The sequence below is a fragment of the Marichromatium bheemlicum genome (assembly GCF_012276755.1).
Classification (GTDB): Bacteria; Pseudomonadota; Gammaproteobacteria; order Chromatiales; family Chromatiaceae; genus Marichromatium; species Marichromatium bheemlicum.
Genome location: NZ_JAAXKX010000004.1, coordinates 176,573 through 188,254 on the forward strand (window position 1 = coordinate 176,573; position 11,682 = coordinate 188,254).

The 11,682-nt window shown below is 68.0% G+C and carries 11 protein-coding genes; 9 read left to right on the forward strand and 2 right to left on the reverse strand.

Going from position 1 to position 11,682, the window contains the following annotated elements; translation table 11 throughout:
• The first annotated feature begins 2 nt into the window (after positions 1-2).
• From HF203_RS05060 to HF203_RS05085, 6 genes are all read left to right on the forward strand, one after another.
• Complete coding sequence (locus tag HF203_RS05060) at positions 3-383, forward strand: V-type ATP synthase subunit F (RefSeq protein ID WP_168667265.1); 381 nt, start codon at positions 3-5, stop codon at positions 381-383.
• Positions 367-1,008 carry a V-type ATP synthase subunit E gene (locus tag HF203_RS05065; RefSeq protein ID WP_168667267.1) on the forward strand — a complete coding sequence of 214 codons (642 nt, stop codon included), beginning with the start codon at positions 367-369 and terminating at the stop codon, positions 1,006-1,008. Before HF203_RS05060 ends, HF203_RS05065 begins: the two co-directional genes overlap by 17 nt.
• Positions 1,001-2,818: a V-type ATP synthase subunit A gene (locus HF203_RS05070; RefSeq protein WP_210424638.1), complete on the forward strand. Its 1,818-nt coding sequence runs from the start codon at positions 1,001-1,003 to the stop codon at positions 2,816-2,818. Before HF203_RS05065 ends, HF203_RS05070 begins: the two co-directional genes overlap by 8 nt.
• Positions 2,819-2,968: 150 nt before the next feature.
• Entirely contained in the window at positions 2,969-4,354 is a 1,386-nt protein-coding gene (locus HF203_RS05075; RefSeq protein WP_168667271.1) for a V-type ATP synthase subunit B, read from the forward strand.
• A complete protein-coding gene (locus HF203_RS05080) occupies positions 4,338-4,625 on the forward strand; it encodes a YkgJ family cysteine cluster protein (protein WP_168667273.1) in 288 nt (95 codons plus the stop codon). The genes HF203_RS05075 and HF203_RS05080 overlap by 17 nt, the downstream gene beginning before the upstream one ends.
• A 13-nt stretch (positions 4,626-4,638) precedes the next feature.
• Positions 4,639-5,259 carry a V-type ATP synthase subunit D gene (locus tag HF203_RS05085; protein WP_168667275.1) on the forward strand — a complete coding sequence of 207 codons (621 nt, stop codon included), beginning with the start codon at positions 4,639-4,641 and terminating at the stop codon, positions 5,257-5,259.
• Positions 5,260-5,929: 670 nt separating this feature from the next.
• Here the strand turns inward: HF203_RS05085 and HF203_RS05090 are convergent.
• Together HF203_RS05090 and HF203_RS05095 are read right to left on the reverse strand one after the other, a co-directional pair.
• A complete protein-coding gene (locus tag HF203_RS05090; RefSeq protein ID WP_246221656.1) occupies positions 5,930-6,649 on the reverse strand; it encodes a type 1 glutamine amidotransferase in 720 nt (239 codons plus the stop codon).
• Between the two features lie 10 nt (positions 6,650-6,659).
• Entirely contained in the window at positions 6,660-7,226 is a 567-nt protein-coding gene (locus tag HF203_RS05095) for an NUDIX hydrolase (protein WP_168667282.1), read from the reverse strand.
• A 238-nt stretch (positions 7,227-7,464) separates the two neighbouring features.
• Here HF203_RS05095 and putP point away from each other — a divergent pair, with 238 nt between their 5' ends.
• The 3 genes from putP (at position 7,465) to phoR (ending at position 11,320) form a co-directional block, all read left to right on the forward strand.
• Positions 7,465-8,967 carry a sodium/proline symporter PutP gene (gene putP / locus HF203_RS05100; protein ID WP_168667284.1) on the forward strand — a complete coding sequence of 501 codons (1,503 nt, stop codon included), beginning with the start codon at positions 7,465-7,467 and terminating at the stop codon, positions 8,965-8,967.
• Between the two features lie 273 nt (positions 8,968-9,240).
• Positions 9,241-9,930: a phosphate regulon transcriptional regulator PhoB gene (gene phoB, locus HF203_RS05105; protein WP_168667286.1), complete on the forward strand. Its 690-nt coding sequence runs from the start codon at positions 9,241-9,243 to the stop codon at positions 9,928-9,930.
• Positions 9,931-9,952: 22 nt separating this feature from the next.
• Positions 9,953-11,320, forward strand: coding sequence for a phosphate regulon sensor histidine kinase PhoR (gene phoR, locus HF203_RS05110; protein ID WP_168667288.1), 1,368 nt, complete (start codon positions 9,953-9,955; stop codon positions 11,318-11,320).
• Positions 11,321-11,682 lie beyond the last annotated feature (362 nt).

Sequence of the window (11,682 nt, forward strand, 5' to 3'; positions counted from 1 at the left end):
GCATGGTGGACACTCCCAGCACCGAGACCGCCACCCCGGCGCGGCTCGTGTTCATCGGTGACGAGCGGCTCGCCGATGGCTTCCGGTTGATCGGCTTCGAGGCCCACGAGAACCCTGCCCCGGAGACCGTCGAGCGCCTGCTGCGCGGACTGTTGCGCGCGCGGGCCAAGGCGCTGGTAGTGGTCGACGACGCGCTGATGGCCGCAGACATCCCCAGCCTGCAGCGCATCCGCCGCGAGGGCGGACGCATCGTGGTGATCGCGGTGCCCGCGCTCGGCGCCGAGGCCCCGCGCCTGTCCAGCGCGGTGGCCGATCGGCTCGATGCGCTGTTCGGTGCCGCGCCGGACGACGAGACGGAGCAACGACATGACCCAGGTCGATGAACTCGAACAGGCGATCCTCGCGCGCGCCGAGCGCCTCGCCGCCGAGTACCGGGCGCGCGTCGCCAGCCGTCGCGACACCATCCTGCGCGAGGCCGCCGAGCGGCTGCGCGCGCGCGAGCAACACGAGGAGCAGGTCGCCCGCGCCCTGGCCGAACGCAGCTTCCGCCAGCAGGTCCAGGCCAGCGAACTGAAGCTCCAGACCCATCTCGACCGGGTGCGCTGGAACCTGATGCAGGCCGTCGAGCGCGGACTCGAAGAGCGGATGCGCGCCTTCGTCGCCGAACGCGACACCTATGGCGACTGGCTCGCGACGCTGATCGTGCGCGATGCCGGGCTGATCGAGCAGCCGCGGCTGCGGGTCGAGGCCAACGCCCACGACCTGGTGCTGCTGCGCGAGCGCTGGGCGGCGATCCTCGCGGCGCTACCCGAGGGGCGCGAGGCCGAGCTGGTCGAGGAGCCGATCACCGCCCTCGGCGGGGTGCGGGTCAGCGACGCCGAGGGGCGGGTGCGCATCGACGACACCCATGCCGGTCGGCTCGAACGGCTGCGCCCCAAGATCCAGCGCGTGATCCTCGAACGCCTGCTCCCCAACGGGCTCGATACCGCCAACCTGTTCAATGGATGATGCCGTGAAAGACGCCAACAGAACCGGCCGGGTGCGTGACATCAACGGCCCCATCGTCACCATCGAACTGCCCGGCGCGCGCAGCGGCGAGCAGGTCAAGCTCGGCGAACTCGGGCTGCTCGGCGAGGTGATCTCGCTGCGTGGCGGCGATGCTATCGTCCAGACCTACGAATCGACCGACGGGCTGCGTCCCGGCGAGCCGGTGCGCGGACTCGGCCGACCGCTCTCGGTCGAACTCGGCCCCGGGCTGCTCGGCGGCATCTTCGACGGCGTGCAACGACCGCTCGAGGCGATCGCCCTGGCCTCGGGCGATCACATCCGCCGCGGCATCGACCTCAATGCCCTCGACCGCGCCCGCGAGTGGCGCTTCACCCCCAACCCGGCGCTCGAACCCGGCGCCCGGATCGGCGGCGGCACCCTGCTCGGCACCGTCCCGGAGACGGCCACCATCGAGCACCGCGTGCTGGTACCGCCCGGTATCGAGGGCGAGCTGGAGGAGATCGCCCCGGCCGGCGACTACGACCTCGAGGCGACCATTGCCCGGGTGCGCGACGCCCACGGCGCCAGCCGCAGGCTCGGGCTCTATCACCGCTGGCCGGTGCGCCAGCCGCGCCCCTACCGGCGCCGCGACGACGGCGTCGCGCCGCTGATCACCGGACAGCGGGTGATCGACACCTTCTTCCCCCAGCTCAAGGGCAGCAAGGGCGCAGTCCCCGGCCCCTTCGGCGCGGGCAAGACCGTGGTGCAGCAGCAGATCGCGCGCTGGTCGAACGCCGACATCGTCATCTATGTCGGCTGCGGCGAGCGCGGCAACGAGCTGGTCGACGTGCTCGAGACCTTCCCCCAGCTCGACGACCCCTACACCGGGCGCAAGCTGATGGAGCGCACCCTGCTGGTGGCCAACACCTCCAACATGCCGGTGGTGGCGCGCGAGGCATCGGTCTATGTCGGCCTGACCATGGCCGAGTACTACCGCGACATGGGCTACGACGTGGTGATGCTGGCCGACTCCACCAGCCGCTGGGCCGAGGCGTTGCGCGAGGTCTCCGGGCGGCTCGGACAGATGCCGGTCGAGGAAGGCTACCCCGCCTATCTCGCCTCGCGTCTGGCCGCGCTCTACGAGCGCGCCGGACGGGTCGAGACCTTCGCCGGGGCCTCCGGCTCGGTCACCCTGATCGGCGCGGTCTCGCCGCCGGGCGGCGACTTCTCCGAGCCCGTCACCAGCCACACCAAGGACATCGTCGAGACCTTCTGGGCGCTCTCCAAGGAGCTGGCCGACGCCCGTCACTACCCCTCGATCGACTGGGTCGGCAGCTTCTCCGGGCATGTCCACACCGCCGCCGAGTGGTGGCACCAGGAGATCGACCCGAACTGGGAGCAACGCCGCACCGCCGCCCTCGCCCTCCTCGCCCGCGACGCCGAACTCTCGCGCATCGTCAACCTGGTCGGCCCCGAGGCCCTCTCCGACCCCCAGCGCTGGGAGCTGGAAGGCGCCGCGCTCATCAAGGAAGGCGTGCTGCAGCAGAGCGCGCTCGACGACATCGACACCTTCTGCTCCCCGGCCAAGCAATTCGCCCTGCTGGATCTGGCCATCGAGATCTACCGCAGCGGCGAATCGCTGATTCGACTCGGCGTGCCGGTCTCGGAACTGCAGAACCTACCGCTATTGGCCAAGATGCGCCGGATCAAGTCACTGTATTCGAGTGAGGAACTGGATCGGATACAGGGGTTTCGGGATGAGGTGGAGGAGGCGATGGAGGGGGTTCGAATTGAATATTCGAAGCTGGATAGAGGAGCCGGCGTGGAATAGGTTTGCCGTTCTTAAACGATCGGTCAGGGCACTACCAACTTACTTATCTATAGCCCAAACCTCTAATCCAACAACCAGAGTTGAATTCCTAGACGGGCCAAGGCCCCAAGCATGTACGGCTCGATCGAGCCGAACGAGGATCATTGCATCATGAGCATCAAGGAATACCGCACCGCCATCGAAGCCAGGGGCGGCCTCCTGGTGGTCAGGGACACGCCGGGCGTGGCCTTCGGCGACCGGGTGCGGATCGAGAACCATGCGGGCCAGATCCGCAACGGTCAGGTCATCCGTGCGGCGGACGAGGAGGTGCTGATTCTGGTCTTCGAGGGCACGGATGATCTGGACCTGGAGAACACCTGGGTCCGCTTCCTCGACGAGCCGGTGGAGATCGCGCTCTCGCCCGAGATCCTGGGGCGCGAACTCAACGGCCTCGGCGAGCCGCGCGACGGGCGCCCGCCGGTACTCTCGGGGCTGCGGCGGCCGGTGGGCGGCTCGGCCATCAATCCGGCCGCCCGCACCTATCCGCGCGAGTTCATCCAGACCGGCGTCTCGACCATCGACGGGCTCAACAGTCTGGTGCGGGGGCAGAAGCTGCCGATCTTCTCGGGCTCGGGCCTGCCGCACAACCGGCTCGCGGCCCAGATTGTGCGTCAGGCCAGGCTGGTCGACGAGAACTCCAGCTTCTCGATCGTGTTCGCGGCCATGGGCGTCTCCTACGCCGACGCCAAGTTCTTCCGCGACGAGTTCGCAAACTCGGGCGTGCTGCGCAACGTGGTGATGTTCGTCAATCTCGCCGACGACCCGCCGGTGGAGCGGCTCACCCTGCCCCGCGCCGCGCTCACCGCCGCCGAGTATCTGGCCTATGATCTCGACCGCCACGTGCTGGTGGTGCTCACCGACATGACCAACTACGCCGAGGCGCTGCGCGAGGTCGCCACCGCCAAGGGCGACGTGCCCGCGCGCAAGGGCTATCCGGGCTATCTCTACTCCGATCTGGCCGAACTCTACGAGCGCTGCGGGCGTATCCACGACCGACGCGGGTCGATCACCATGATGCCGGTCGTCTCCATGCCCTCGGACGACATCACCCACCCCATCCCCGACCTCACCGGCTATATCACCGAGGGGCAGATCGTGCTCTCGCGCGAGCTGCACAATCGCGGCATCTACCCCCCGGTGCACATCTCGCCGAGCCTGTCGCGGCTGATGAAGGACGGCATCGGCAAGGACGACACCCGCGAGGACCACCCCCGGGTCGCGGCCCAGCTCTACAGCCTCTACGCCCGCGCCCAGGAGACCCGCAACCTCGCCTCGATCATCGGCGCCGACGAGCTGTCCGAGCGCGATCGGCGCTTTCTCGAATTCGCCGACGCCTTCGACTCGCGCTTCGTCACCCAGGGCGAGGACGAAGAGCGCTCGGTCATCGAGACCCTGGAGCTAGCCTGGGCGCTGATGGCGCACTTCCCACGCGACCAGCTCACCCGCCTACAGGAGACCGACTTTGCACGCCACCTCCCCCATGACGATCGACCATGACATCGACTGCGCCGAGTGCCGCGCCTGCTGCTGCCGACTCGAGGCGGTATGCCTGACCGACACCGGGGTGCCGCCACGCTTCCTCACCGAGGACGCCTGGGGGCGGACCTGCATGCTCCGGCTCGACGACGGCTGGTGCGCCGCGCTCGACCGCGACACCCTACGCTGTCGCATCTACGCCCAGCGCCCGCTGGTCTGTCGGATGCTCGAGATGGGTGGGCCCGACTGCATCGACGCGCGGGCGACCATTGACGAGCCCTTGTCTCGCTGACCCCAGAACCCCCATGGCCCCCCCCCTGATCAAGGCACCACCGACCAAGAGCAGCCTGCTGCGGCTACAGCAGCAGGCACAGTTTCTGATCGCCGGGCACGATCTGCTCGAACGCAAGCGCGAACTGCTCACCCGGCTGGTCTACGAGCGCATCGACGAGTACCGCGCACTGCGGCGCGAGGCCGAGACCGCGCTCGGCGCGGCCTATCACTGCCTCAGCCTCACCCACCTGCGCATGGGCAGTCGCGGCATTCGTCAGGCCGCGCTCGGCGCCGAGCCGGCGCTGCGCGTCAATGTCCTGCCACACCGCGCGCTCGGCGTCGAGTACCCGGCGGTGGCCAGCGAGCGCCTGCCGCTCAAGCCCGTCGGTCTGCTCGGCACCGACGCGAGCTTCGACGCCACCCGCGCCAACCTCGCCGAGGCCGCGGTGTTGCTTGCCCGGCTCGCCGAGGTCGAGACCGCGCTGCACCGACTGATGGAGGAGCAGCGCAAGGCGCAGAAACGCGTCAACGCGCTCAAGTACAACATCATCCCCCGCTACCAGCGCACCATCCGCTTCATCCGCTCGGCACTCGAAGAGGAAGAGCGCAACGCCCTGTTCCAGGTGAAGCTGCTGCGCGAGAGACAGACGTAGCGGCCAGCGGCCGGGAGAGCTGAACCGCAAGGACCCGCAGGGCGCGAAGATGCAGGGCGTTAGGCCGCCACCCCGTAGGGTGGGATGCATGAGCGCCAGCCCGTAGGGTGGGATGCGTGACCGCGCGAGCACGTCGAGAGACCGCGCGGACTGCTTCCGGTCACGCACCCCACCACCTCGCGCCGAACCGACCGGGGGCGCGGTGTCTCGTCCGGGCTCTACGCGGATGCGAGTGGCGAGGTCTTGAGGACACGATGCGGCGGTGTTGGGGTGCCTTCGGCAACCCAACCTACGGGCGGCTGCGCGAGAGACAGACGTAGCGGCCAGCGGTTGGGAGAGTTGAACCGCAAAGACCCGCAGGGCGCGAAGATGCAGGGCGTTAAGCCGCCACCCCGAAGGGTGGGATGCATGAGCGCCAGCCCGTAGGGTGGGATGCGTGACCGCGCGAGCACGTCGAGGGTCGGCGCAGACCGCGACCGGGCGCGCACCCCACCACCTCGCGTCAAATCGGCCGGGGGTGCGCGGTGTCTCGTCCGGCCTCTACGCGGATGCGAGCTGCGAGGTATTGAAAGCATGATGCAGCGGTGTTGGGGTGCCTTCGGCAACCCAACTTACGTGCTGCACCGGCGTTGGGGTGCCGATGGCAACCCAACCTACGGGCTTTGGCGACTCAAAGATCCTGGCCGAGCACCACCATCCGGTCGAGCAGTACGAACAAGGCCCGGTGGAGCCGCGCATAGTGTTCGACGGAGCGGGCGCGGATCAACTCGGGCGCCTGCACGAAGGGACCGGGATCGGTCAGCTCGTCGGCGCAGTGGACGAGCAGCTGCTCGACGCCCTCGGCGGTGGCCTCCAGGTGGCATTGCAGACCCAGCACCCGATCCTCGAAGAGGAAACCCTGGTTGGCGCAGGCGGCGCTCGCGGCGAGCGGCTGCGCGCCCTCGGGCAGGGCGAAGGTGTCACCGTGCCAGTGGAAGACCTCGCCCCCCTCGGGCAGGCCCGCAAACAACCCCGAGGCGCGACCCTCGGAGGTGAGTTCGAGCGGGAACCAACCGATCTCGCGCTCGGGGTTGCGGCTCACCCGCGCCCCCAGCGCGGCGGCGATCTGCTGGGCACCGAGACAGACCCCGACCAGGGTCTTACCGGCACCGATGGCGCGCGAGATGAAGGCGCGCTCGGTGGCGAGCCAGGGATGGCACTGCTCCTGGTCGACCCCCATCGGGCCACCCAGCACCACCAGCCAGTCGATCTCGGCGAGCGCCGGCAGCGGCTCACCGAGATCGAGCCGAACCAGCTCGAGCACATGGCCACGTGAGCGCACCCACTCGCCGATAACCGCCGGCCCCTCGAAAGGGACATGTTGCAGGACACAGACGCGCATCGGATCCATCACCTCATCCTCAACAACCGGCCCCTTCGGAGAGCAGATCAAGATCATTCTGGATCATCGCCTTGGCACGATAGATCCCGATCAGTGTCTTGGCATCGGTGATGGTGGCGTCGTGACACCAGTCGAGCGCCTGGCTGAAAGGAAGCCAGTGGACCTCGATCAACTCGCCGGGTTCGTGCGCCACCGGCTGGGTGGAGAGCCCACGCGCCAGCCACAGATGGATGACCTCGGTGAACACCCCCGGGGTGGCGTGCATCGGCCCGAGATCGGTCCAGTCCTCGGCCACCAGCCCGGCCTCCTCGGCCAGCTCGCGAGCGGCGGTGCGCTGCGGCGTCTCGTCGGGATCGATGCGGCCGGCCGGTAGCTCCCACAGCCAACCACCGGCGGCATGCCGGAACTGACGCAGCAGACAGACGCGGTCCTGATCATCGAGCGCGACCGTGGCCGCGCCGCCGGGATGACGAACGATCTCGAGCGCGACCTCGGCACCATCCGGCAGCTCTACCTGCTCGCGGTTCACGTCGATCACCTTGCCGGCGTACAGGGTCTCGCAGTTGAGGATTCGGGCTTCGGACATGGCTACCTCGTCTCGCTACAGGGCGTTGCGGGGCGTCGCGGGCAAGGTCCGGCAGCGCGCTCGGCCTCCCCCGATCCAGGTCGCCCCCTGCTGACCGACGGAGCATAACCGCAATGCCTGCACACTGTCGCCCCGTAGCCCTGATTTGGTGGCGACTCGCGCCAGGTTCTAAACTACCGCCCCCTATTCACCCGATTCGACAAGCCGGATCGGTGTAAACCCATCGAGGAGCGACGGCTTGACCCACGACCCAATCATCATCTCCATCACCTTCAGTATCTATTTCATCATCGTGCTGCTGATCGGCTGGTACGCCTATCAGCGCACCCGCGATCTCTCCGACTTCATCCTCGGCGGCCGACGCCTCGGCAGCGGGGTCGCAGCGCTCAGCGCCAGCGCCTCGGACATGAGCGGCTGGTTGCTGCTCGGCCTGCCCGGCTTTGCCTATGCCGCCGGACTCGAATCGATCTGGCTCGCCGGCGGTCTGCTGTTCGGCACCTGGCTCAACTGGATGGTGGTCGCGGCACGACTGCGCGTGTTCAGCTACGCCTACGGCAATGCGCTGACGCTGCCCGAGTACTTCTCCAACCGCTTCGCCGACACCAGCGGTCTGCTGCGCGGCATCGCAGCGGTCTTCATCCTGCTGTTCTTCCTGATCTACACCGCCTCCGGCCTGGTCGCCGGCGGCAAACTGTTCGAGTCGGTCTTCGGCCTGCCCTACATCTGGGCGGTTGCCATCGCGGTGCTCTCGATCATCGTCTACACCGCCATCGGCGGCTTCCTCGCCGTCTCCTGGACCGACGTCATGCAGGGCCTGCTGATGGCCGCGGCACTGATCGCAGTCCCCCTGCTCGCCATCTCCCTGGCCGGCGGCGGCAACAGCGCCATCGATCAGCTCAATGCGCTCAACCCCGAGCTACTCGATCCCATGACCAAGATCGACGGCACCGCCATCGGTTGGATCGGCATCGTCTCGCTGGCCGCCTGGGGCCTCGGCTACTTCGGCCAGCCGCACGTACTCGCCCGCTTCCAGGCGATCGCCTCACCGCGCATGGTCCCCACCGCGCGGCGCATCGCCGTCACCTGGGTCGCGCTCACCCTGATCGGCGCCACCCTCACCGGACTGACCGGGATCATCGCGCTCGACGCCCCGCTGCTCGACGACGCCCGCGAGACCGTGTTCATCGTCATGGTCAACACCCTGTTCCACCCGGTAATCGCCGGCATCCTGCTCGCGGCCATCCTCGCCGCGATCATGAGCACCGCCGACTCGCAGCTGCTGGTCAGCTCCTCGGCCTTCACCGAGGACGTCTACCGCACGCTGATGCGCCGCGAGGCCAGTGAGCGTGAACTGGTGATGATCGGGCGTGCGGCGGTGGTCAGTATCGCGCTGTTCGCCTTCGCCCTGGCGACCGATCCCGACGCCATGGTGCTCGACCTGGTCGCCTATGCCTGGGCCGGTTTCGGTGCCGCCTTCGGCGCGCCGCTGGTGTTCTCACTCTATTGGCGGCGGATGACCCGTCACGGCGCCCTCGCCGGCATCGTCGTCGGTGGTCTCACCGTGGTGGTGTGGAAGCAGCTCGACGGCGGCCTGTTCGCGCTCTACGAGATCGTCCCCGGGATGTTGTTCTCGGCCCTCGCGATCGTGGTCGTCAGCCTGCTCGACCGTCAGGGTCAGGCACGCCTCGGCGAGCGCTTCGACGAGGTGCGCGAACAACTGCGTGTCGAGATGCGTGGCTGATCGCCCCGACACGGCGCGCCCGCGCCGCGTTACCGCCGCGCCGGGCCACCGGCGCGGCGGCCTACCCGCACGATCGCTGCGACTCCACCCCCTTGGAATCGCCGCTCGGGATGTTCATCTACCCGTAACCGATCGTACATAGAATGAATCCCGGACCGAGACCTCGAACCCTGGCTCTGCGCCCGCACCGCGCTCGCTTCCGGCCAGGACACCGATCCGCGTTGTTTCGCGACACCGCCCCAGCGGCGTCCACTGCACCCAGGACCTCTGAAGATGCCCACCATTCTTGTCATCGACGACGAACCGGATATCCGCGAAGTGATGCGCTTCGCGCTCGAGAGTGCCGAGTTTCGCGTGCTCGAGGCCGGTCATGCCGACGAGGCCCGCAAGCTGCTCGCCAGCGACGAACCCGACCTCATCCTGCTCGACTGGATGTTGCCCGGGCGCTCCGGTCTGGAACTGGCCCAGCAGCTCAAGCAAAACCCCCGCACCCGAGCCCTGCCGATCATCATGATCAGCGCCCGCGGCGAGGAAGAGGATCGCGTCAAGGGACTCGATACCGGCGCTGACGACTACATCGCCAAGCCCTTCTCGCCACGCGAGATGATCGCCCGCACCAAGGCCGTGCTGCGCCGCGCCAAGCCCAACACCGAGCCGAGCGACGAGATCGAGATCAATGGGTTGCGCATCGATAACGTCAGCCACCGCGTCAGCGCCGATGGCCGTCCGGTGGAGGTCGCCCCCACCGAATACCGCCTGCTGCATTTCTTCATGACCCACGCCGACCGCGCCTTCAGCCGCTCACAGCTGCTCGACCAGGTGTGGGGCGACCAGGTCTATGTCGAGGAGCGCACCGTCGACGTCCATGTACGACGGCTGCGCAAGGCGCTCGAGCCGACCAGCCACGACCGCCTGCTGCAGACCGTGCGCGGCGTCGGCTACCGCTTCTCGGACAAGGCCTGACCCGGGCGCCGCCCCCGAAGCGATGCGCCGCGCCCTGGCCTTCGAGCTTGCGCTCTTCGCCCTCCCCTCCGGCGGCGCCCTGTTGCTGTGGCTCGGTGGTCTGGCGCCGGCCTGGAGCATCCCGCTGGCGAGTGTTCCCGCGCTCGGGCGCCACATCTTCCGCTTGGTCGACCTCAGCGGCCTGATCCGCCGCCAGCATCGCCTCGCGCCGCCCTTCCCGCACGGGCTCTGGGGCGAGGTCTATCGCAACATCGCCCGCTATCAGCAGCGCGGGCGCAAGGGGCGCAAGCGCCAGATCCGTTTCACCCGTCGCTTCCGCGAGGCGGCCAACGCCGTCCCCGACGCCCTGGTGATCCTCGACAAGCACCACCGTATCGACTGGGCCAACCCCGCCGCCGCGCAGCTGCTCGACGTCCACTGGCCCGACCAGGACGGGCAACACTTCCTCGACGTCTTCTCCCACCCCGATCTCGGCGACTTCCTCCAGGACGGTGAATACCTGCGACCGCTCGATATCGCCCCCGTGCACAACCGCGCCTTGATGGTCTCGCTGCGCATCGCCCCCTTCGGCGAGCGTAGGCGCCAGCGTCTGGTGGTGGGGCGCGACATCACCAAGGTCTACCACCTCAACATGATCCGGCGCGACTTCGTCGCCAACGCCTCACACGAGCTGCGCACCCCGCTGACGGTGATCGGCGGCTTCGTCGAGAACCTGCTCGATGCCCCCAACACCCCCGAGGCCCACCGCCGCCCGCTGACACTGATGCACAACCAGGCCGAGCGGATGCGCTCGATCATCGAGGACCTGCTCACCCTCTCGCGCCTGGAGATGCACGACAGCCCCGCCGACCAACACAGCATCGATGTCCCCGAGGAACTACGGCTCATCCTCCAGGAGGCCCAGGCCATCGGCGACGACAACCACCGCCTCGATCCACTGATCGACACCGGGCTCCTGCTGCTCGGTAGCCAACCGGAACTCTGTAGCGCCTTCTCCAACCTCGTCTTCAACGCCATCAAACACACCCCGGCCGGAACCCGCATCCGTATCCATTGGTATCAGGACAAGGACGGCGCAGCCTTCGTGGTCGAGGACGACGGCCCCGGCATCGCCCCCGAGCATCTGCCCCGGCTCACCGAGCGCTTCTACCGCATCGACGCCGCACGCTCGCGCCAATCCGGCGGCACCGGACTGGGGCTGGCGATCGTCAAACACGTGCTCAACCGCCACGACGCCAGCCTCAACATCTCCAGCGAACTCGGCCAGGGCACCACCTTCGCCTGCCACTTCCCCGCCACCCGCGCGCTGCGCCGCGACGACCCCATCCCCCACGTCGACACCACCCCGCCCCCTGCCTCGCCACACCGCTCAGCCAACGGCGAGGGTTGATTGCACCGTCCGGTGCCGTTCAAGCGCCGTACATCGCCTGCGACGCTCGCCCCGACAACCATCACTACGTATCGATTCGACCAATGTCCGCGAATGTCCGCGGTCGTGGCCAACTTGGAAGCCAGGATCTTACTCTGACTTCGGGTCTCTGATTCGATCGTGGTCGAATGACCGAGAAGCGCGGCCCCGGTCGTGTCTTAATCCCCTTGGGTTCGGGTCTCTGATTCGATCCTCGCCGAAAAGGCATGGATGCGGCCAGACGGGCCGTCTTAATCCCCTTGGGTTCGGGTCTCTGATTCGATCTAACTTCATGCAAGCCGCTTCGGCGGCGTGGCTGGGTCTTAATCCCCTTGGGTTCGGGT